Below are 22,318 nucleotides of genomic sequence, written 5' to 3' on the forward strand. Positions count from 1 at the left end.
ACTATCCCCAACACTTTGAATAAAGGACGGAATCGATGATGCCAAAATATCTTCAGATTTATCAGCAATTGGTCGACCAGATTCAGGGCGGAACGTTACCGGCCGAAACCAAACTTCCTTCGGAAACGGAATTGATGCAGGAATTCGGTGCCAGCCGCGGCACGGTCCGCAAAGCAATCGAGGCCTTGCAGGACAAGGGCTTCGTCCGTAAACACCAGGGAAAAGGAGTCTTCGTACTCAGTCAGGATGCGATTGCCTTTCAGTTCAACGGCATCGTCAGCTTTTCTGAAGCAAACCGGCAAATCGGCGAACATGACGTCAAGACCGATGTCATTTCCTGTGAGCTGCTCGAAGCGACCGAGGAACTGGCCCAGTTGTTCCATGTCACACCCGGTACGTCGCTCACGCAGGTCAAACGGGTCCGGTCGATTGACGGGGAGCGGGTCATCTTTGATATCAACCTGTTCGTGACGTCCCTTGTCCCCGGTTTGACGAAAGAAATTGCCGGTGCGTCGATTTATGCGTATATCGAACAGACACTCGGGCGGCAGATCAGTTATGCCAAACGAAAAATCGAGGCTCAACCCGCGACGGTGGAAGATCAGCAGTATCTGGATCTTGAGGGCACCACCCACGTCATCGTCATTACGAATGATACGTATTATTACGAGGGTCAGCATTTTGAACGGACACAGTCGCGTCACCGGCTCGATAAGTTTCAGTTTACGGATATTGCCCGCCGCTAAGGACTCTAAACTCAGAGTCCTTTTTTTGTTTTTTTGAACGAAACGTTCATTCCTCCATTTGAATGTTATATTATAAAAATGTGAACCAAATTTTAGGTTTCTTTTTATATTTTTTAACTGGAGGTTTTGCCATTGTCATTTAAGAAAGGACTACAGACCCTACTAAAACGTGGTCAGGACGTATCCACCATTGACGAACACTTCATGGAAAACCATCCGGATGCGATTTATACACTCGACATTTTAGGACGTGTCACGCGTCTAAACGATAAAACATCCCTATTACTGGGCTATACGAGAGACGCTTTAATGAACCACTTCAAACATTTTGTTCATCCAGACGATCAAGACAGCACAGTGTTCCATTTTCAACAGGTCATGCAGGGACAAAGCGAAACGTATACGGCACACATCCGGCATTCGAAAGGTCATTATCTCGAAATGATGATCGTCAATATTCCGATCTTCTCCAATGGTCTGATTGTCGGGGCTTATGGAATTGCTCGCGATTTAACGACAAACCGACTGATGAAACAACAGATGGACTCGATTCAGTTTGATCAGCAATTGGTCGAAACACTTCCGGGAATCGCACTGGCCGCATTCAATGAGCACGGTAACTTGTTGCGCTCCTCCGACTCGTTCGCGGAATTATTCGGAGTCCGGCCCGAACAGCTCAAACATTTGTCTAAACAAGAGTTTTTCCAACGGATTCATCCTGCTGACCAACAGGAGTTTCGTGAATATCTCGATCTGTTGAAAACAAACCGCTGTTTGCCTTCACTCGACATCGAAACACGTGTCCTTCATCCACAGCATGGTTATCAGGATATCTTCTGCCGATGTGCGTTCCGGCAAGATGACCGGCAACAACAGGCAGAGCTCACTTGTGTTCTCTATAATCTTTCGGAACACAAATCATTGGATAAACAACTTCATGATGAAAAAGAAAAGTTTTTAACGTTCCAACAAGTGTCGACGAGTGCGATTTACCGGTACGATATTGATCAAAAAAAGATTGATTTTCACACACGGGGATTTGAAAATATCTTTGAAGGATTGCTGCACCGGCACCAACAGGTCGACGGGCTTTGGATCGAGGATTTGATTCTTCCTGAAGATCGATCAAAAGTCGAAGCGAGTTATCACCGGATTCTTGCCAATCATGAGTCCGAAGTCTCCTATCGTATCCGTCACGACGATAGGATTCATTGGATTTTAGAAAACCGGACACCGATCCGTGGCGCAGACGGTGTCGTCTCCGCTTTCCAAAGTGTCATTCAGGACATCACACAGTTAAAACAACAGGAAGAGAAAATTTTTCAACTGGCGATGCATGACCGGGTGACGGGACTGCCGAACCGGACACTCGTTCTTGAACAAATGAACCAATGGATTGCTACTTATCCCACGTTCAGCGTCTTGACCGTCAGCTACAATGCCTTACAGGACATCAATCATGATTTCGGTTATCCGATTGGTGATAAGTGGTTGTCAAAAACAGCAACACAATTGTTACACCACCTGCCGACTGCTTCTTACTTTGGTCACCTCTACGGAGATGAATACATCGTCCTGTTCCCGAACGTCGTCGAAGAATGTTCAATCAACAAGATCTGTGAACAATTGATTGAACTGTCCAAACAAAAAATCGTCGTCGATTCCTACGAATGGTACCCGTCAATCGGTATCGGCGTGAGCCGTTTTCCGGAAGATGCGGATTCGGCGGAAGACCTTGTCAAAACAGCGAGCATCGCCCTCGGTCGGGCCCGTGTGAATGAATACAGTGTCTATTCCTCGACGTTCAATATCGAGACTTACCGGCGCCATCAACTTCAAAAAAGTATCCGAACGGCTATCCGCCGGAACGAACTGTTCCTTGAGTATCAGCCAAAAGTTAACGCGTGGTCCGGAACGATTGTCGGAGCTGAAGCGTTAATCCGCTGGCAACATCCGGACTGGGGCCGGATTCCGCCAAACGATTTCATTCCGTTATCCGAGGAAAGCGAGATGCATATCCTGATTGCTGACTGGGTGCTCGAAGAAACATGCCGGAATATCAATCAATGGATTCTTGCCGATTTACCGATCGTTCCGATTTCAATCAACGTTTCTCCAAAACGCTTGATCCACGGGAACTTTGCCGAGACCTGCCAGGAAACACTCCAGCGCTTCGGTGTTTCCCCAAGCATGCTTGAAATCGAAATTCTCGAGACCGATGTCTTGTTTGATAACAGTAAAATTCAGCAGTCACTTCAGATGCTCAGTCAAATGGGCATCAAGATTGCCTTGGATGATTTCGGAAAAGGCTATTCATCAATCTCTTATCTGCAACAGTATCCGATTGATACGATTAAGATTGACCGGCAGTTCGCGACGACGCTGGTCCAGGACAAAAAAACACAATCCGTCGTCCGGAGCGTCCTCTTCATGGCAAAGGAATTCGGCATGGATGTCGTCGCAGAAGGTGTCGAGACGATGGGACAACTCCACTTCTTACGAGGACTCGAATGTACGACCATCCAAGGATACTTGTTCAGTAAACCGTTACCTAAAGTCCATTTCGAACGCGCCATGCGCGAACGGCAGATTGCAGCGACGGAAGCGATGACTGCCCCAATCAGCACCCGGACGGTCGATGCTTCCATTACGATTCAACGGCTGAACGGACAGGATATCCACGTCGGTCGAACAAATATCGTGGTCTCCAAAGGGACCATGCATAGTGTCTCCTTCTATTCCCCGCTACATCTGCCTGTTCATGAAGGGATTGAACTCGTTTTGATTTTGAAACAACAGCCGATTCCGGTCCGACCGCTTCAGGCGATCGAACTGGATAACGGTCAGATCGAATATGAATGCCAGTACTTGGATGTGAAGCAGTCCCATCTCGTCTTCGAAGCGCTGCAATCTTCCTGAAAAACAAGACTGACTCAAAAAGGAATCTCTCGTCTTTTCACGCTCTTTCCTGTAGGAGTTGCGTGAAACAGTGATTCCTGTTTAAACGAGAAAAGGGCGGCAGAATTAGAATCTGCCATCCTTTTCTTTGTAGGGACTGACTTTTGAGTCAGCCCCTTTTTTATTGATCAAGGCGGTTTCAAACTTATCTATATAAGTTGTTGACTTAACTTATATAGATAAGTTAAGATGAATGTGCGCATATAAGAAAACGTTTTCATTTCAAAATGAGTCTTCAGTTCAATCCCAAAGGAGAATGTGAGATGAAACCCAACTATCGGCAAATTGCAGAACAAATCATCGAACGAATCGGTGGCAAAGATAACGTCGAGCAGGCAGCCCACTGTGTCACCCGCCTCCGCTTGACATTAAAAGATCAAAGTTTGGTCGAACAAGAAGCGTTACTTGAAGTCCCGCTCGTCAAAGGCGCTTTCCTGAATGCGGGTGTCTATCAGATTGTCATCGGTGCCGGCGACGTTGACCGTGTCTACGCCGAGTTCATTCAATTAACCGGTTTACAGGCGACGACAATCGCTGACGTCAAATCGTCCGGTGCCTCGAAAATGAATCCGTTCCAAAAACTGATCAAAGTCTTTTCCGATGTCTTCATGCCGATCATCCCGGCCATCATCGTCGCCGGACTGTTAATGGGAATTAACAATCTTTTCGGCATTGAGTTTGGCGGCAAGACGATGATCGAACGGTATCCGAACCTGCAGGGTTTATGGGATTTAATCAACATGATGGCGAACACGGCGTTCGTCTTCCTGCCGGCACTGGTCGGCTGGTCCGCCACGAAACGCTTTGGCGGCAGTGAAATCCTCGGGATTGTCATGGGACTGATGCTCGTGCACCCGGATCTCCTGAACGCTTGGAATTACGGTCAAAGTGCACTAAAAGGGGATATTCCGACATTCAATATCCTCGGCTTATTTGAAATCGAAAAAGTCGGTTATCAAGGACAGATTTTACCGGTCCTCGCTGCCGCTTACGTCTTAAGTACAATCGAACGTTGGCTCAAAAACCGTGTTCCGAATGCGATTCAGCTGCTCGTCGTCCCGATCACGACCATCACATTAACCGGCTTCCTGGCCCTTGCCGTCATCGGACCGGTTACACGTCAAATCGGAGACTGGATTACAATCGGCGTCGTCAATACGTTTGAAGCCGTTCCACTCCTTGGTGCGTTGCTGTTTGGTGCCCTTTATGCCCCGCTCGTCATCACGGGAATGCACCACATGTTCATCGCCGTCGATCTGCAACTGATCGGTCAAAGCGGGACGACGTTCATCTGGCCGATGATTGCCATCTCGAACATCGCTCAAGGATCGGCGACACTTGCGATGCTGTTCCTCGCGAAAAACGTCAATGATAAAAACATGGCATCGACTTCCGCCATCTCGGCTTACTTCGGAATCACCGAACCCGCCATGTTCGGGGTCAATCTCCGGTTCAAGTATCCGTTTTATGCGGCACTGGTCGGATCCGCGATTGCATCTTCCTTCATCGCTGTCAGCGGAGTACTCGCACCGGCAATCGGTGTCGGCGGTCTTCCGGCCTTCATCTCGATCGTTCCCGGATCGATTCTGTCCTTCATCATCGGGATGGTCATCGCGATCATCGTTCCGATCGTCTGTACGTTCCTGTTCCATTACGTCTCGACGAAACGTGCCCGCAAAGCGGCACTTAAAGAGGCAGCATAAGTTTTAGAAAGGTGTGACCTGATATGACTCTTACGACAACCGACTGGCGTAAATCCGCCGTCTACCAAATCTATCCGAAAAGTTTTTACAGTCCGGAAGGCAAAGCGACCGGTACCCTGAGTGGTGTGACAGCGAAACTCGATTATCTGACGGAGCTCGGCGTCGATTACCTGTGGCTGACGCCGGTCTATGCGTCCCCGCAACGCGACAACGGCTATGATGTCAGTGACTATTACGCGATTGACCCGTCTTACGGTACGATGGCAGACTTCGATCAATTGATTGCGGAAGCAAACAAACGCCAGTTATCCGTCATGATGGATATCGTCGTCAATCATTGTTCGACCGATCATATGTGGTTCCAGCAAGGACGAAATCCCGACAGCCCCTACCACGATTACTTCATTTGGCGGGACGAACCAACGGATTGGGTGTCAAAATTCGGTGGACCGGCCTGGTCGTTCGACGACGTCGCCGGTAAGTATTACCTGCATCTGTTCGACGAGACGCAAGCCGATCTCAACTGGGAAAACCCGGCGCTCCGGGAAGCCGTCTATCAGATGATGGGCTTTTGGCGCGATAAAGGCGTCCGCGGCTTCCGGCTCGACGTCATCAATCTGATTTCAAAAGATGACAGTTTTGCAGATGACCCGACCGGTGACGGCCGGAAATACTATACGGACGGTCCGCGCGTGCATGACTACCTGCAGGAGATGAACCAGCGTGTCTTTGCCGGTCATGACTTGATGACCGTCGGTGAGATGTCGTCAACGACACTCGATCATTGCCTTCGTTACTCGAATACAAATGAGCAGGAGCTGAAGATGACCTTCAACTTCCACCACTTAAAAGTTGATTACCCGAATGGAGAGAAATGGACGGCAGCCCCGTTTGATTTCCTGGAGCTGAAACGGATTCTCTCCGACTGGCAGGTCGGGATGCAGGGAAATGCCTGGAATGCGATTTTCTGGTGTAACCATGATCAGCCCCGCGTCGTCAGCCGGTTTGGTGACGACACGGTTTACCGGATCGAAAGTGCGAAGATGCTTGCAACGACGTTACACGGCTTACAAGGAACACCGTACATCTATCAGGGCGAAGAAATTGGCACACCAAACCCCGACTTTACCGACTTGGCGGATTACCGGGATGTCGAGACGCTGAACGCCTATACTGAAAAAACAACGCTCGGTGAAACGGAAACTGATATTTTGGCCGCAATCCGTCAAAAATCCCGGGACAATGCCCGGACACCGATGCAATGGGATGCGTCACCGCACGCCGGTTTCTCGACCGCGACACCATGGATTCCGGTTCCTGAAAATCATACCTCGATCAATGTTGAAGCTGCTCTCGCCGATCCGGACTCGGTCTTCTATCATTACAAGAAGCTGATTCACCTGCGCAAACAGTATGATGTTTTGACGAACGGCATTTACCGGCTTCTGACACCTGATGATCTTGCGCTCTGGGCGTACGAACGAATCACTGACGAGGAACGGCTGCTCGTCTTGTCAAACTTTTACGGTACGACAACTTCGTTCACGTTACCGGACGAGTGGCTTGATCATCAGATCCTGATTCAGAACTATCCGGATGTGTTAGAGACGTCAGGGCAAGTCACATTACGCCCGTACGAATCCCTCATGCTGTATCAAACGGCTTAATCAAACAAATCCCGCACTCTCCATATGAGAATGCGGGATTTGTGCAATGTCAGAGATTCTATGAAATTCGTCGTTCGGCCTCCTCCCGTTTCAACTGTTCCCGGAACAGTCGTGTTTCCGCAATGACGACACCGGACAAACCAATCAAACCAATCAAGTTCGGGATGGCCATCAGTCCGTTGAAGACGTCGGAAATCGCCCAGACCATGTTCAAGTTCGTCGTCATCGCACCAAGTCCCGCGACGAGTACAAACAGAATCCGGTACGGTAAAATCGATTTTTGACCAAACAGATAATAGATTGATTTTTCCCCGTAATAGGACCATCCGAGGACTGTCGAGAAGGCAAACATGACAAGACCAATCGTCACGATGTACTTCCCGGCCGGTCCAAGGAACACTTCAAAGCTGGCTGTCGTCAATTCGACCCCTTCCAGCTTTTTATCGAGCTGACCACCCATGACGAGTGTCAAGCCGGTTATCGAACAGACGACAAGCGTATCGAGAAAGACCTGCGTCATCGAGACGAGTGCCTGACGCCCCGGGAAATCCGTTTTTGCAGCGGCGGCGGCAATCGGTGCAGAACCGAGACCTGCTTCATTCGAGAAGACCCCGCGGGCGACCCCGTAACGAATCGCGGCACCGATTGCTCCGCCGGTGATGGCTTCGTTCGAGAATGTACTGCTGAAGATGGTCGCGAGCGCACCCGGAATCAAATCAAAGTTCATGACCATGATCAAGAGACCGCTTCCGACATAGAAGAAAATCATGAACGGGACAAAATAACTGACGACTTTCCCAATCGACTTAACTCCACCAATAATGACGACCCCCGTCGCCACCATCAGGACAATCCCCGTTACATACAACGGCACGTCGAACGTCGATTTCATCGCCAGTGCAACAGAGTTCGTCTGAACACCGTTACCGATCCCGAAGGCGGCAAGCGAAGCAAACGCGGCAAATAACACGCCGAGCCATTTCTGTCTTAATCCCCGTTCGAGATAGTACATCGGCCCCCCGGCCATCTGTCCTTTCTCATCGACAACACGGTACTTGACGGCGAGAATCGCCTCGGCATACTTTGTCGCCATCCCGAATAATCCGGATAACCACATCCAGACGATCGCGCCCGGTCCCCCGAGGACGACGGCTGTTGCAACCCCAACGATATTCCCTGTACCGACCGTTGCCGCAAGAGCTGTCATCAATGCCTGAAAATGACTGATATCCCCTTCCGACGTGTCGTCCTGATGTTTCGTGAATGCCAGTTTTAAGGCATACGGAAGCTTGGTAATTTGAATGAATCCAAGTCGTATCGTCAAGTAAATCCCTGTACCGACCAAAAAGATAAGCAACGGCGGTCCCCAGACAAAATCCGATACCGTACCAATCCACTCACTGAACGCTGTCCCCATTCTGTTTCCCCTCCTTCAATTCGATATGTACTTTTCTATCTTTTCAGAATTTACAGATTATTGTCAATGGTTAATTTTCTGTGCAGACGATTGCCTAGCTTATATTGTTGTATTCTTTTTACTGCTCACTAAAAGGGGCTGACTCAAAAAGGAATCTCTCGTCCTTTCACGCCCTTTCCTCAGGCGAGACACAAGCCAGTTTCCCTTCCTGATCCAGGCAGGAAACCGGGTCTTGTTTGTCTCTGCCAGCGTGAAACGAGTGATTCCTGTTTAAACGGGATAAGGGTGGCAGAATTATAATCTGCCACCCTTATCTTTGGAGAGACTGAATTTTGAGTCAGTCCCTTTTCAGGTCAATCAGTTTCTTCTTATTGCTTGCTGCTCGGCAACTCCTGTGCGTCTTTTGCTTCCGCCGGCAACTCAATCGATTTAATCTCATTGAATTTCGAGAATACGGATTCGTTTTTCATCGTAAATTCCGTTCCTTCTTCAATCTCAAACGCCATTTCCATATCAAGCGTCTTTGGATAGTAGGTTTTTGCATCATACGTCATCGAGTACTCCATCTTTTTATAATCCACTTGATCCATGACCTCTTTCATTTGGGCAAGCTGTCCGGATTGTTCAAGAGAATCCTTCATGAAGGCTTTCAGTTGATCGCCTTTCAAATCGACATCGATTTGATAGACATCACCTTCTTTTTTCATCGTCCAATTGTCTTTATATTTTTTGAGTAACTTCAGACTTTGTTCTGTCGATGCCGACGACTCCATGTTTTCTAACATATCCCCTAGTTCCGATGTATCTTGTACCAACCATTGTCCGGATTGCGACATATACATTTTATCATCCACGAGATACAGTTCCGTTTCGACATCGGTCCCGTCTTCTGCATTTTTCATTGTCATTTTTTGATACATCGTCATCGGCTTTTGGATGATGTCTGCCGAAATCTTTTGACTGATCGGCATACCGCCAACTTCCGACATCATGTCACTGTCCATATGAAACGACTTGATGTTTTCTTGTGCGCTTGACGCTTTTTTCAGCAACTCCGTATTCGAAAGCTGTTTGGAACCGTTCTCCCCTTGACCATCTTCTATGGTCTCGTTATTACACCCTGCCAGTCCAATCGTTGCCGTAAGGAGACCGACCGTCATCCACCTTGTCTTCTTCATCGTCATTCCTCCTTGAAATTGATTATCTTTCTTTACGAGCTGTCACTGAAAAATGTTTCAAAACCATTTCTTATCTTATTACCGTTCTGACTGTTTTTTACTCATCGACCTTCCTGTCCGACGTAAAGTTTTCTGTTTGATTCTTAACAAAACTTTACATCCCTCAAATGTTCGTTTTACACTCTACCGCTAAAGTTAGTCCTGTAGATCTGATCCGATACTAAACTATTTATTTATTTTCCTGAAGGAGGAACAATCCATGAAGTTAAAACGAATCATTCCCATTCTTGCCTTGTCGACCCTTTCCTTAAGTACGATGGTCTCGATGAACGACGCTGAGGCTAAGACGAAACATGCAAAATCACCGGAAATCCGGAATGTCATCTTCCTGATCGGGGACGGGATGGGTGTCTCGTATACGTCAGCCCACCGGTACTTAAAAAATGATCCTTCGACGCCGGTCGCGGAAAAAACGGCATTTGATCAATATCTCGTCGGACAACAGATGACCTATCCGGAAGACCCGGAGCAAAACATCACGGATTCCGCATCCGCCGCGACGGCGATGTCGTCCGGTGTCAAAACATATAATGCCGCGATTGCCGTCGACAATGATAAATCAGAGGTCAAGACGGTCCTTGAAGCAGCGAAAGAACGCGGAAAATCGACGGGACTTGTTGCGACATCCGAAATTACACACGCGACACCGGCTTCATTCGGCGCGCACGATGAGAACCGGAAAAACATGAATGCGATTGCGGACGACTACTTCAAGGAGCGGGTCAACGGCAAACATAAGATCGACGTCCTGCTCGGAGGCGGGAAATCAAACTTCGTCCGTCCGGATACCGATTTGACGAAAGCGTTTAAGAAAGACGGTTACAGCTACGTCACGAATCTGGATCAAATGCAGGCGGATAAAAACAAACAGGTCCTCGGTCTGTTTGCGGACGGTGGTCTGCCGAAACGCATCGACCGGGAATCATCCGTTCCGTCACTCGAACAGATGACGAATTCCGCCATCAAACGACTTGATTCAAACAAAAAAGGCTTCTTCCTGATGGTTGAAGGAAGTCAAATCGACTGGGCCGGTCATGACAATGACATCGTCGGTGTCATGAGCGAGATGGAAGACTTCGAACGTGCCTTCAAAGCGGCAATCGCCTTTGCCAAAAAAGACAAGCACACGCTTGTCGTGGCGACAGCCGACCATTCGACCGGCGGTTACTCGATTGGAGCGGATGGTATCTATAACTGGTTCGCCGAGCCGATCAAGGCGGCGAAAAAGACACCAGACTTCATGGCAGCAAAAATCATCGAAGGTGCCGATGTCAAAAAAACGTTGACGACATATATCGACCAGAAGAAACTCACCCTGACGGAAGATGAAATCGAGTCCGTTACACGTGCTGCGGAATCGAAGAAACTGCTTGATGTCGACAATGCGATCGAAGCCATCTTCAATGAACGGTCGCACACCGGCTGGACGACAGGCGGACATACGGGTGAAGACGTTCCCGTCTATGCGTTTGGTCCAGCGAAGGAACGGTTTGCCGGACAAGTCGATAATACGAATCATGCCAAAATCATCTTCGATTTACTGAAGTCGAAGAAATAAGGAGACTTTCCATGAAACAGATACTTGCTGCCTTGATGCTCGGGACGATTCTTTCGGGTTGCGGCACTACGCCAGACACCGTCCAAGAGAACTCATCAGAAAAGTCGGCCCCGAAACAGGAGACACCGGTATCGATCGAAAAGTCTGCCGCATATGTCCCGAACCCGCAATTACCAGATGACCGGAAACTGACAAAAGTCGACGCATCGGTTACCGACGACAAAGGCGAATTGACGTTAAAACAGTTTGTCCGTCCCGACGTGACACGAACGATCGGACCGATCACGATGAAAGTCGAAGAAGTGAAAGTGTTCCATGCCCGGCCGAGTTACGGGATGATTGATTTCTTCCACGGGTTTACGCATGAGGAATCGTTTGACCTCGTCAAGACACGTGTGACGATTACGAACAGAGGCGATGAGCCGGTCACGTTTAACCCCGTCGCTCACTTCAGGCTCGATGCAAAAACCGAGAAGACACTGCAAGACGATGTCTACCTCGAGTCGCTCGCTGCGACATATGCCCCCGGCGAGACACGAAGCGGAAACTTCGGTTTCATTATCGAACAACCGCTCACATCAGTCGAGTTGTTGACGAGTGATGTCCTCAGTGCGAAACGTGATGTGCTTGGAAAAGGTTCGTCCCTTTCTTTGCGCTTATAATGCTAAAAGACCAAAAGACGATCCCTTCCTGTTTTGCTGGAAAGGATCGTCTTCTTTTTTAGTAAAGAGCCGGAATTTGTTCTGCGGGCATCGGGCGACCAAAGTAATAACCTTGCATCCGCGAGCATTCCAACCAATTTAGAACGTTGACCTGCTCGAGCGTCTCGACACCTTCCGCGATGACCTCAAGATCGAGTGACTTCGCTAAATGGATGATGGATGAAATCATCGAGTAGCCGGTCGTCGTCGGTTGGATTTTTTCGACGAACTCGCGGGGAATCTTCAATGTATCAATCGGGAAGTCCGCTAAACGGGATAAGGAAGAGTAGCCGGTTCCGAAGTCATCAATCGAAATCGTAAAGCCGAGTTCTTTTAAGCGATTCATCGTCACGACGGTTTCTTCGATATCTTCGACAGCTGAGACTTCCGTGATTTCAAGATCGATACGCGTCGGATCAACACTTGTTTCCTCTACTAAACGAATCAAAGTCAGGACGAACGTCGGATGATGAAACTGTTGCATCGAGACATTCAGTCCAACCTTCAATGTGACTCCTTCATCTTCCCACCGTTTTGCCTGTAAAAACCCTTCGCGTAACACCCATTCACCAAGCCGGATAATCATGCCGACTTCTTCCACCATCGGAATGAAATCGTTTGGTGCAATCATTCCGAGTTCCGGATGATTCCAACGGATCAGTCCTTCGACACCGACCATCTTATACGTGACCGTATCGACTTGCGGCTGATAATGTAAAATCAATTGATTGGTTTCGATGGCAATCGGCAGCTCCGATTCGAGTCGCAAGCGGTAGGACGCTTTTTCGGCAATATCTTCAAAGAAGATGATGGATTTACCGCCACCCGATTTCGCCTGATACATCGCAAGATCGGCCTGCTTCAGCAACGTCACGACGTGTTTTCCCGCTGTACGCTGACATATGACGGCTCCGATACTCGGATTGGAAATCAATTCGATTCCTTCAATCGCATACGTTCGTTTTAAGTCATCGAGCAGACGGGCCGTTCGGCTTCTGCCCTGCTCATCCGACGTAACATCCCGCAAGATGACGGTAAACTCATCTCCGCCTTGACGGGCGACGATATCGTCCGGATTGACGGCTTCTTGCAGGCGCTCTGCCACTTGAATCAACAACTGATCGCCGACATGGTGACCGAACGAATCATTGACGAGTTTAAAGTCGTCGAGATCAATAAAACAGAGAATGATGGTTTCTTCCTTCCGCTCTTCTTCGACTAAATGGTGCAACACTTCTTCAAAGTAGGTCCGATTGATGACCCCGGTCAAATGATCGTAATAAGCAAGCCGGCGGATTTTTAATTCATTTTCCCGGATGGTCGTGATATCCTGCCCAATCCCGTACATCCCGACGAATCGATCCCGGACGCGAATCGGAATGTTGGTTACATTCAGCAAAACATCTGGACCGCCAGATTTTTGGAAAACAGTTTCAAATTGCTGTGCTGTCGCCTTGTCTGTCGATGTCTGTTGCCATGTCGTGAACTGCCGATACGTTTTGCCAATCAATTCCTCCGCATCCTGCTCCGTCAATTTTTCGAACGAAGGATTCGCGCTTTCAATACGTCCCTTCAAGTCAAGTGAATAGATGGCATCCGGATGGTAAGTAAACAAAGACTTATACCGTTCCTCACTCACTTCTAACTCGTCCGCTTTATGATGAATTTCTTCAATTAATTCTTGGTGACTCAAAATCATTAGAATCTGGCGGACTAAAATCAGGAGAATCGTGATAGCGCAACCTATCATTAAGCCATTCATTGCTTCATTTTGGCGTGCATAAAAGGTCATCGTTGAAAATAAAAATATGACTAACAGATATGGTAAAAACATTTTCCCGATCGGTGCACGTCTTCGTCGCGTTGTTTCTTTCTGTTGCCTTTTTTGTACGGGATTATCCAAATGACCAGATATACTAATCGTCAGTAAACCAATGACAAACAATGGATCAATCAACCGGATGACATCCTCACCGCTGACGGTCGTCACATAGACAAACGATGTATCTGCGCCGACCTGTAACAACAATCCGATGAACAAACACTGAAACATACGTCGTCGTTTTTGCCACTCGTGTTTCTCAAATAAATAATAGATACTGATCATACAAAATAACAGAACGATATCGCACATCGGGTAAGCAAAGGCCAGGACGAATTCCGCTTTCGAGGTGAACGGTTCGTCAAACAGCGGACGGATTAAGAAAAACCAACTGTAGGTAACAGCGACCGTCATAACGATGGCGATATCAAATATAAAGCTGACTAAACGAGCTTTTGTGACATGGCGTTGGATTGCGTGTAGAAAGGCCACTAAAAAGAAGACAGATTGCAACACGTAAAAAAGATCCGAGATACCGGGAAAGGGAACTTCGACTTGAAGAATATTCTCATACGTCCCCCACATCAATTCGGCAATCAGATAACTTCCTGTTCCGTATGCAAGGTAGAGAAAAAAATGTCCTTCTTGTTGGTCCGGTTCTCGTTGCGCCTGAACCAACAAACATGTCGCAAACGCGCAACCGAGTATGGAAAACAAGTTACTGCCCCAAGCTGACAACTCTGGCTGGTTTGCAAAAATAATCAGCCAAAGATAGTAAATTGTAATAAAGCAGACGACAATAGGCAGATAATAAGCTTTTTTTGAACGCACCATCTTCCTTTCCACCCTTCTGTAAAGAGTCTTTCCCTTATCATTAGGGATGGAGTTCGTAAAGTCCTGCCAGAATAAAAAAAGAGACCTGTTCCATTCGGAAACAGGTCTCAAGACTCAGTTATTTCATTAAATAGTCCGTAACAGGTTCGCCATCTCGATTGCTGAGACCGCTGCTTCGTATCCTTTGTTCCCCGCTTTCGTTCCCGCCCGTTCGACGGCCTGTTCAATTGAGTCAGTCGTCAGGACACCGAAGATAATCGGCACCCCTGTTTCACGTGACGCGCCGGCGACACCTTTCGCGACTTCGTTGCAGACATAATCGTAGTGTGATGTCGCACCGCGAATGACGGCACCGAGTGTGATGACAGCGTCATACTTTCCGCTTTTCGCAAGCTTTTCCGCGACGAGCGGAATCTCGAACGCTCCCGGAACCCATGCTGTATCGACAGCATCCGCAGCGACTCCGTGACGACGGAATGCATCGTTTGCTCCACCGACCAGTTTCGATGTGATCAATTCATTGAATCGTGCTGCGACGATTGCGACGCGTAGTCCTTCACCTGTTAAAAATCCTTCGAATACCATGTTATTGTCCTCCTTGGATATCGAGCAGATGCCCGAGTTTCGTTTGTTTGGTTTGCAGATACTGCTTGTTTTCCGGTACCGGGTCAATCTCAAGCGGAATCCGCTCGAGCACCGTAATACCGTTTTGTTCGAGTGCCTGTTGTTTTTCCGGATTATTCGTCATCAGCCGAATTTTCGTGACACCTAAATCGTGTAACATCGCGGCTGCGACTTTGTAATCCCGTAAATCAGTCGCATACCCGAGCGCGTGATTCGCTTCGACCGTATCGAGTCCCTGCTCCTGCAACTCATAGGCTTTCAGTTTCGCCATCAAGCCGATACCGCGCCCTTCCTGGCGCAGGTAGAGTACCGCTCCGCCTTCATGTCCGATGCGTGCCAGTGCTGCGTCAAGTTGCGGACCGCAATCACAGCGTTTTGATCCGAAGACGTCTCCCGTCAGACATTCCGAATGCAGCCGGACGAGCATTCCGTCTTCCGGCTCTCCCGACAGGACGGTCACGTGTTCTTTTTGATCAGGCGTCGTATAGCCGAGTATCCGAAACGCGCCGTGCGCGGCCGGAAGCAGGACGTCCGCTTCGCGCCGGACGGGGCGTTCGAGATACGTGACGAGGGCATCGATTGTAATCATCTTCAGCCCGTGGACTTCTTTATAGGTCAGCAAATCATCCACGCGCGCCATCGTCCCGTCCTCTAAGATGATTTCACAAATGACAGCTGCTTCAGCACTTCCGGCAAGCCGTGCCAAATCCACACCGGCCTCCGTATGTCCACGCCGTTCCCGGACACCGCCCTCTTTCGCAATCAAGGGGAAAATATGACCGGGACGCTTAAATTGTTTCGCCTCATCCGTCAGCATCCGTTGAATCGTCAACGCACGTTCCGCGGCACTGATGCCGGTCTTCGCTTCTTCATGATCGATGCTGATCGTAAACGCCGTCCCGTGCGGATCGGTATTGTGATCTGTCATCGGATTCAGCTCAAGGCGTTCTGCAAGTTGCGGGCTGACCGGAACACAGACGAGTCCTTTCCCGTACGTGATCATGAAGTTGATTTGTTCGGGTGTCGCATGTTCCGCGAGGAGAATCAGGTCCCCCTCATTTTCCCGGTTTTCATCATCACAGACGATGATCGGACGTCCGTGTTTTAATTCTTCAATCGCTTCTTCTACGAGATCAAATCCGTTCATCCTGCTCCGCCTCCTAAAAATGCCGACCAATCCGTTTTTTGTTCCTGCTGTGTAAAGTGATACAAATGTTTTGCCATCAAATCACACTCGATATTGACGAGTGCCCCGCTTTGCAACCGGTCGAACGTCGTCAACTGTCGGGAGTGCGGAATCAATGAGATGATTAAACTGTTCGGTTCCACGTGTTGGACCGTCAAGCTCGTTCCGTTGATCGCAATCGAGCCTTTCGGAATACAGTATTTACTCCACTCCCCGGTCTCGAACCGGTATTCCATCGCTTCACCGTCCGGTCGACGGCTTAAGAACCGGGCTGTTCCGTCAATGTGTCCGCTGACGAAATGACCGCCAAACCGTCCGTTCGCCGGCATCGCCCGTTCGAGCTGAACCGGTGTGCCGACCCGCAACGTCTGAAGGGACGTTGCCCGAATCGTTTCGTGAACGGCGTCCGCCGTGAACCCGGTCGCCGTCATCGCCGTGACCGTTAAACAAATCCCGTCGACGGCGATGCTGTCGCCGATCTTCGTTTCTTCAAGAACATGCCGCGCCTCGATTTCGAGCGCTAAACCGTTCGGGCGCGGAACTTTTCGTTTAATCGTCCCGACTTCTTCAATCAATCCCGTGAACATAAGCCGTCTCCTTTCCGCGTATAACGCAGATGGACATCCTGTCCGATTTGCGCGACGTCGGTTAAATCGAACCGGTCTTCAATCTCGATTGTGCTTGTCAATCCGGTCGTCCCTTGTAAGACGGACGGGGCTTGATAGATTTCAAGACGATCGACAAGGTCTGCTTCTAAAAATGACGACTGAATCGTTGGTCCGCCTTCAATCAACAAACTGCGGATCCCCTGGTCGTACAATATGTCTAAAATCTGATTCGGTGTCGTATACGTGCCGACGAGAACCGTGACGTTCGATTGAATTGAGACACGCGGTTGTTCCGTCAGCCAGTATGTCGGATTCAAACCGTCCCGAAAGACTTGGGCGCTTTCCGTCAAACGTCCACGACGGTCGACGACGACCCGAATCGGTTCAGGTCCGGCTTCCGTGCGTAACGTCAATGCGGGATCATCGATTAAAATCGTCTCACTCCCGACTAAGATGGCGTCATGTGTTGCCCGCAGCTCACGTCCTGCCGCCCGGGCTGCATCTGATGTAATCAGGCGTTGCTCACCTGTCGTGACGACACCGTTTAAACTTTGGGCGACTTTGACGGTGACGACCGGTCGTTTCCGCTCGAGACTTTGCCAAAACGGTGTATAAAATCGAACCGCTTCGTCTTCGAGTAATCCGGTTTCGACCGTCAGTCCGGCTTCACGCAGACGCGTAATACCTTGTCCGGCGACGATTGCATGCCGATCTTCCGTTGCGACGAACACCCGCTTGATGCCGGCGGCTAAAATCGCCTCCGTACAGGGCGGTGTCTTTCCATGATGGTTACACGGTTCGAGTGTGACATAGAGATCCGCACCACGCGCCGCTTCTCCTGCCATGTTTAATGCTTCGACTTCCGCATGCGGACCACCCGCAAACCGGTGGGCACCGAAGCCGATCACTTTTCCATGTTTCGTAATGACACAACCGACACTCGGATTTGGACTCGTTTGTCCGTCCAGCATCCGTGCCAACTGCATCGCCTGGTGCATTCGATTATTCATATTTCCGCTCCTTTCAAAAGAAAAGACGCCGCTGCATTTGCAGGGCGTCATGATTGAAGGATCACGAAAGAAACGTCTTGTTTTCTGTTCAAAAGCATACAGAAATAGACCTTTTCCCGAACATATTTTTTCAGAAAATGGTTTCAAGCACATTTTTTCGTTCTTCTCCCATCCGGACTTTACCGTCGGCCCTGGAATCACACCAAGTCAGCCACAATGCGTACATTGTGGGTCGCGGGCTCGTCGATTCGAAAATCATCGCATTACCGCCGGTTGGGATTTTCACCCTACCCCGAAGAACTGGTTATTCAGTTGTACAGGTCAAGACTAGCACAGGTTATTTTAAAATACAAAAGAGAATTTGTTTTCTTTTTTCCGGTTCAACAAAAAAAGTATGGTTTGGCCCGCCCGGTCGTCTTGATGACATCCGGTCGGACCAACACATACTTCTGTCTTTCGCTGTTACATCAAGTAACCGTTTTTCCGGTCGTGGAACTCCTGTTTGACCGCCCCGAGTAACGAGTCATCCGTCAGCAGACGGAACGCCGTCCGGGCCAGGATTTTCGCTCCCGTGATCAAGGCTTCGTCGCCTTGTTCCGATTTCGCCGCCTCCTGGAAACTTTCCGTATGGGCAACTAAGTCGTCTGCTCCAATCTTGATGTACGGATGGATCGTCGGCAGGACCTGGCTGATGTTGCCGGCGTCGGTCGAACCGAGACCCTGCCGTTCATCGGTCTTGACGTCTTCCCCAAGCGCCGTCGCTTCTTCCCGGAAAATCTCGTCAAACGTCCGGTTGAACAACAGGTTATCGACTTCGTTTTGGAAGGCGATGATCTCAAGCGTCGCTCCGGTCGCAAGGGCTGCCCCTTCGGCAACGGCTTTGACTTTTGCCGTCACCGCATTCAGCCGTTCGCGTGTCGTCGCCCGGATGAAGAAGCGGGCTTTGGCATACTCCGGAATGATGTTCGGCGCATCTCCACCATCGGTAATGATTCCGTGAATCCGGATGTCACTCGGCAACTGTTGCCGTAACGCATTGATTCCGTTAAACAACTGAATGACGGCATCCAGGGCATTGATCCCTTCTTCCGGCGAAGCTGCCGCATGGGCCGGTTTACCGGTAAAGGCAAAATCGAGCGGATCAACGGCGAGCGAAGAACCGGTAATCCGGGTCTGTCCGGACGGATGGACCATTAAGGCCGCATCGATGCCCGTCAGCAGATTGTGTTTGACGAAACTCCCTTTCGCACTCCCGTTTGGTCCGCCTTCTTCCGCCGGTGTCCCGAGGACGACGACACTGCCGCCGACTTCATCCAGAACTTGACTGACGGCAATCGCTGCTGCGACACTTGTCGTGCCGATGATGTTGTGTCCGCATGCGTGACCGATTCCCGGCAAGGCATCATATTCAGCTAGAAAAGCGATCGTTGCTCCCGGTTTATCCGAGACCTTCCGGGCGAGAAACGCTGTCTCGTGTCCGGCCACACCAAGTTCGACTGTAAACCCTTCGGCTGTCAGGCGTTCCGCATGATGACGCGACGCAAAATATTCTTCATTGCCGATTTCCGGTGTCGCATGAATCCGATGGCTCGTCTCAAGATACGACTCCCGTTTTTGCTCAATATCCTGTTCAATCGTTTGTGTCAGGTTTTGCCGTCTCGTCTGAATTGTCATTTGGGTCACGCTCCTTTTGGTTTTTGGTTATTCTCCGATATCGCTGAGAGGGACGAACGTTGGAATCGTGCTGCCTTTGTACTCTTTTTTGATGAAGGCAGCGACATCGTCCTGCTGGTAAAGGGAAGCGATTTTTTTCAACGTCTTTTTGTCTTTGTCTTCTGTCCGGGTCGCGATGATGTTGATGTACGGTTTCGCCGTCTCGTTTTCATGGAGAATCGAATCTTTGATCGGATTAAAGCCGGCATCGACAGCGATTCCGTTATTGATGATCGAGGCGGAGACATCCGGTAGGACGCGTGGTGTCTGTCCGGCGACGACCGGGACAATCTTCAGTTTTTTCGGATTCTCGACGATCTTATCGACGGATCCGTTGCCGTCAAAGTCGTCCGGCAGCTTGATCAGGCCTGCTTCCTGCAACAGGAGCAATGCCCGCCCCATGTTCGTCGCTTCATTCGGGACGGCAATCTTTCCACCGACCGGAATGTCTTTGACGTCCTTGATCTTATCCGAATAAATTCCCATCGGCGCGATGACCGTAGTCGCAATCGGCGACAGTTTTAACTTATGTTCTTTTTTGAAGGCGTTAAAGTAAGAGACGGTCTGGAAGGAGTTCGCATCAATCTCTCCTTCCGCGAGTGCGAGATTCGGTTGAACATAGTCGGAGAACTTAACGAGCTCAATCGTGATGCCTTCTTTCTTCGCTTTTTTCGCGACGTATTCCCAAACTTGGGTGTCAGAACCGCTGACGCCAAGTTTCACCGTCTTTTGATCTTCTTCTCCGGAAGCGGCACATCCCGCAAACAATACCGTCGTCAATGCTGCACCAATCGCTAATCCTTTTTTCATCATCCATCTCTCCCTTATCTGTTCTATGTTTTTTTAGTGTCTCCGAATTTTTCGTGCCAACAGGTTGCCTGTTGTCTGTAACCCTTGAACCAAAATGACGAGAATCCCGACCGTGATGATCATGACGGTCGTATCAAACCGTTGGTAGCCGTACGTGATCGCCAAGTCACCCAGTCCCCCGCCGCCGATTGCCCCGGCCATTGCCGATGCCCCGATCAAGCCGATTGTCGCAATCGTCAGGTTCAGGACAAGCGAGCTGAGGGCTTCCGGCAAGAGGAAACGGAAAATCGTCTGCAGCGGTGTCGCCCCCATCGCTTCTGCCGCCTCCAAGACACCGGTGTCGACTTCGAGCAATGAACTTTCAATCAGGCGGGCGATGTACGGTGCCGCATAAAAGACGAGCGGAACAATCGCTGCCTGCGTCCCGATCGACGATCCGACAATCAAGCGGGTCAGCGGAATGATCGCGACGAGCAAAATAATGAACGGAATGGACCGGAAGATGTTGACGATACTGCTTAAGAGATTGAAGAAGGGGATTTGTTCGAGCAATGCTCCTTTTCGTGTCACGACAAGCAGGATGCCGAGCGGTAAACCAATCAATGTTGAAAAGAGTAACGACAGTCCGACCATCGTCATCGTTTGCAAAAAAGCGGTCCAAATATCCGTATAGTTAACCAGCATCTGCGAGCACCTCCTCGACGACGACATCCGATTGATCGATGTAATGCAGTGCCCGTTTGATTTCCGCCGCATCACCGATCAGTTCAACAAGCAGACTGCCAAACGGAATGTTTTGCAGTTCCGCGATGCTGCCGTGCAGGATGTTGAGGTCGACATCAAACCGTTTCGCGACTTGCGATAAAAGCGGTTGTCCGGTCCCTGCCCCGAGGAAGTTGATTTTGTAGATATGGTGCCCGGCATCCCGTTGATCGATGACTTTTTGAACCGACGCCGGAATCTCATCCTGCATGACGGAACGGACAAAGTTTTTTGCCGTCGCCGTCTGGGGGTTCGAAAAGACGTCGAATACGGTACCTGATTCAATCAACTTGCCGGCTTCGATGACGGCAACCCGGTCACAAATCTCACGGATGACACCCATCTCATGGGTAATCAGTAAGATCGTGATGCCGTATTCCTGATTGATTTGTTTCAGCAGGCGTAATATGTGTTGTGTCGTCTGCGGATCAAGCGCCGAGGTCGCTTCGTCACACAACAGGACGGACGGCTGGGTGGCAAGTGCCCGGGCAATCCCGACCCGTTGTTTCTGTCCGCCCGATAACTGGTCCGGATAATGATCGGCCTTATCCGCCAAGTCGACGAAATCCAGCAGTTCATTGACCCGCCGATGGACCTCGTCTTTTTTGACACCTTTTAAGACAAGGGGTTTTGCGACGTTCGCAAAAACCGTATTCGAATCCAGCAGATTGAAGTGCTGAAAAATCATCCCGATGTGTTGTTTGGCTTCCCGTAACTGTTTCGCCGAGAGCGTCGTCAAATCTTGGCAATCGACCGTCACACTGCCCGATGTCGGCCGTTCAAGCAGGTTGACGCATCGTAATAAGGAACTTTTACCGGCTCCACTGAAACCGATGACACCGAAGATTTCTCCCTTTCGGATTTCAAGATCGACCCCGTTCAGCGCAGCAATCGATTGTTCCTTTGTTTCATAGATTTTTTTTACATTTTTGAATGTAATCACCACTTGTTCCCCCTTTAA

At 49.6% G+C, this 22,318-nt stretch carries 17 protein-coding genes and 1 riboswitch; of the genes, 6 read left to right on the forward strand and 11 right to left on the reverse strand.

Annotated elements, in window-relative coordinates; translation table 11 throughout:
* The first annotated feature begins 35 nt into the window (after positions 1–35).
* From treR to treC, 4 genes are all read left to right on the forward strand, one after another.
* Positions 36–746 (forward strand): trehalose operon repressor, encoded by a 711-nt coding sequence (gene treR, locus AC3IRK_RS13920; RefSeq protein WP_489170117.1) that lies wholly within the window; start codon positions 36–38, stop codon positions 744–746.
* A gap of 132 nt (positions 747–878) precedes the next feature.
* Positions 879–3,665 carry an EAL domain-containing protein gene (locus AC3IRK_RS13925; protein ID WP_489170118.1) on the forward strand — a complete coding sequence of 929 codons (2,787 nt, stop codon included), beginning with the start codon at positions 879–881 and terminating at the stop codon, positions 3,663–3,665.
* 302 nt (positions 3,666–3,967) lie between these two features.
* Entirely contained in the window at positions 3,968–5,407 is a 1,440-nt protein-coding gene (gene treP, locus AC3IRK_RS13930; protein WP_012371570.1) for a PTS system trehalose-specific EIIBC component, read from the forward strand.
* A 23-nt stretch (positions 5,408–5,430) separates the two neighbouring features.
* Positions 5,431–7,074, forward strand: coding sequence for an alpha,alpha-phosphotrehalase (treC, locus tag AC3IRK_RS13935; RefSeq protein WP_131502412.1), 1,644 nt, complete (start codon positions 5,431–5,433; stop codon positions 7,072–7,074).
* A gap of 58 nt (positions 7,075–7,132) precedes the next feature.
* Here the strand turns inward: treC and AC3IRK_RS13940 are convergent, their stop codons facing one another.
* On the reverse strand, positions 7,133–8,491 hold the full coding sequence (locus AC3IRK_RS13940) for an alanine/glycine:cation symporter family protein (protein WP_131502413.1): 1,359 nt from the start codon (positions 8,489–8,491) through the stop codon (positions 7,133–7,135).
* A gap of 368 nt (positions 8,492–8,859) precedes the next feature.
* Positions 8,860–9,669, reverse strand: a complete 810-nt coding sequence (locus AC3IRK_RS13945) for a DUF6612 family protein (RefSeq protein ID WP_188004798.1) — start codon at positions 9,667–9,669, stop codon at positions 8,860–8,862.
* 259 nt (positions 9,670–9,928) lie between these two features.
* Here AC3IRK_RS13945 and AC3IRK_RS13950 point away from each other — a divergent pair, with 259 nt between their 5' ends.
* Both AC3IRK_RS13950 and AC3IRK_RS13955 read left to right on the forward strand, forming a co-directional pair.
* The gene (locus tag AC3IRK_RS13950; RefSeq protein ID WP_489170119.1) at positions 9,929–11,287 is read left to right on the forward strand and encodes an alkaline phosphatase; all 1,359 of its coding nucleotides are present in this window, start codon (positions 9,929–9,931) and stop codon (positions 11,285–11,287) included.
* Positions 11,288–11,298: 11 nt separating this feature from the next.
* Complete coding sequence (locus AC3IRK_RS13955; protein WP_489170120.1) at positions 11,299–11,949, forward strand: DUF4352 domain-containing protein; 651 nt, start codon at positions 11,299–11,301, stop codon at positions 11,947–11,949.
* Positions 11,950–12,007: 58 nt separating this feature from the next.
* Here AC3IRK_RS13955 and AC3IRK_RS13960 read toward each other — a convergent pair whose 3' ends face one another.
* From AC3IRK_RS13960 to AC3IRK_RS14000, 9 genes are all read right to left on the reverse strand, one after another.
* Positions 12,008–14,644 (reverse strand): EAL domain-containing protein, encoded by a 2,637-nt coding sequence (locus AC3IRK_RS13960; RefSeq protein ID WP_489170121.1) that lies wholly within the window; start codon positions 14,642–14,644, stop codon positions 12,008–12,010.
* A 126-nt stretch (positions 14,645–14,770) separates the two neighbouring features.
* Entirely contained in the window at positions 14,771–15,229 is a 459-nt protein-coding gene (gene ribH, locus AC3IRK_RS13965) for a 6,7-dimethyl-8-ribityllumazine synthase (protein WP_131502418.1), read from the reverse strand.
* Between the two features lies 1 nt (position 15,230).
* Positions 15,231–16,415, reverse strand: coding sequence for a 3,4-dihydroxy-2-butanone-4-phosphate synthase (gene ribB / locus AC3IRK_RS13970; RefSeq protein WP_354020953.1), 1,185 nt, complete (start codon positions 16,413–16,415; stop codon positions 15,231–15,233).
* Positions 16,412–17,041, reverse strand: a complete 630-nt coding sequence (ribE, locus tag AC3IRK_RS13975) for a riboflavin synthase (RefSeq protein WP_188004801.1) — start codon at positions 17,039–17,041, stop codon at positions 16,412–16,414. The genes ribB and ribE overlap by 4 nt, the downstream gene beginning before the upstream one ends.
* A complete protein-coding gene (gene ribD / locus AC3IRK_RS13980; RefSeq protein WP_188004802.1) occupies positions 17,026–18,072 on the reverse strand; it encodes a bifunctional diaminohydroxyphosphoribosylaminopyrimidine deaminase/5-amino-6-(5-phosphoribosylamino)uracil reductase RibD in 1,047 nt (348 codons plus the stop codon). Before ribD ends, ribE begins: the two co-directional genes overlap by 16 nt.
* Before the next feature lie 156 nt (positions 18,073–18,228).
* A riboswitch (FMN riboswitch) is annotated at positions 18,229–18,376 on the reverse strand.
* Between the two features lie 158 nt (positions 18,377–18,534).
* Complete coding sequence (locus AC3IRK_RS13985; protein WP_489170122.1) at positions 18,535–19,746, reverse strand: M20 family metallopeptidase; 1,212 nt, start codon at positions 19,744–19,746, stop codon at positions 18,535–18,537.
* A 27-nt stretch (positions 19,747–19,773) separates the two neighbouring features.
* Positions 19,774–20,595 (reverse strand): MetQ/NlpA family ABC transporter substrate-binding protein, encoded by an 822-nt coding sequence (locus AC3IRK_RS13990; protein ID WP_489170123.1) that lies wholly within the window; start codon positions 20,593–20,595, stop codon positions 19,774–19,776.
* Positions 20,596–20,628: 33 nt separating this feature from the next.
* Entirely contained in the window at positions 20,629–21,279 is a 651-nt protein-coding gene (locus AC3IRK_RS13995; RefSeq protein ID WP_489170124.1) for a methionine ABC transporter permease, read from the reverse strand.
* Entirely contained in the window at positions 21,269–22,300 is a 1,032-nt protein-coding gene (locus AC3IRK_RS14000; RefSeq protein ID WP_489170125.1) for a methionine ABC transporter ATP-binding protein, read from the reverse strand. Before AC3IRK_RS14000 ends, AC3IRK_RS13995 begins: the two co-directional genes overlap by 11 nt.
* Between the last annotated feature and the right edge of the window lie 18 nt (positions 22,301–22,318).

Source organism: Exiguobacterium sp. GL_137, assembly GCF_057834585.1.

Bases quoted from the DNA above. Each gene is read 5' to 3' on its own strand.
- ribB (WP_354020953.1), bottom strand. From the start codon at position 16,415: ATGAACGGATTTGATCTCGTAGAAGAAGCGATTGAAGAATTAAAACAC.
- ribH (WP_131502418.1), bottom strand. From the start codon at position 15,229: ATGGTATTCGAAGGATTTTTAACAGGTGAAGGACTACGCGTCGCAATC.
- ribE (WP_188004801.1), bottom strand. From the start codon at position 17,041: ATGTTCACGGGATTGATTGAAGAAGTCGGGACGATTAAACGAAAAGTT.
- treC (WP_131502412.1), top strand. From the start codon at position 5,431: ATGACTCTTACGACAACCGACTGGCGTAAATCCGCCGTCTACCAAATC.
- AC3IRK_RS13950 (WP_489170119.1), top strand. From the start codon at position 9,929: ATGAAGTTAAAACGAATCATTCCCATTCTTGCCTTGTCGACCCTTTCC.
- treR (WP_489170117.1), top strand. From the start codon at position 36: ATGATGCCAAAATATCTTCAGATTTATCAGCAATTGGTCGACCAGATT.
- AC3IRK_RS13945 (WP_188004798.1), bottom strand. From the start codon at position 9,669: ATGAAGAAGACAAGGTGGATGACGGTCGGTCTCCTTACGGCAACGATT.
- AC3IRK_RS13990 (WP_489170123.1), bottom strand. From the start codon at position 20,595: ATGAAAAAAGGATTAGCGATTGGTGCAGCATTGACGACGGTATTGTTT.
- AC3IRK_RS13955 (WP_489170120.1), top strand. From the start codon at position 11,299: ATGAAACAGATACTTGCTGCCTTGATGCTCGGGACGATTCTTTCGGGT.
- ribD (WP_188004802.1), bottom strand. From the start codon at position 18,072: ATGAATAATCGAATGCACCAGGCGATGCAGTTGGCACGGATGCTGGAC.
- AC3IRK_RS13960 (WP_489170121.1), bottom strand. From the start codon at position 14,644: ATGGTGCGTTCAAAAAAAGCTTATTATCTGCCTATTGTCGTCTGCTTT.
- AC3IRK_RS13995 (WP_489170124.1), bottom strand. From the start codon at position 21,279: ATGCTGGTTAACTATACGGATATTTGGACCGCTTTTTTGCAAACGATG.
- AC3IRK_RS13940 (WP_131502413.1), bottom strand. From the start codon at position 8,491: ATGGGGACAGCGTTCAGTGAGTGGATTGGTACGGTATCGGATTTTGTC.
- treP (WP_012371570.1), top strand. From the start codon at position 3,968: ATGAAACCCAACTATCGGCAAATTGCAGAACAAATCATCGAACGAATC.
- AC3IRK_RS13985 (WP_489170122.1), bottom strand. From the start codon at position 19,746: ATGACAATTCAGACGAGACGGCAAAACCTGACACAAACGATTGAACAG.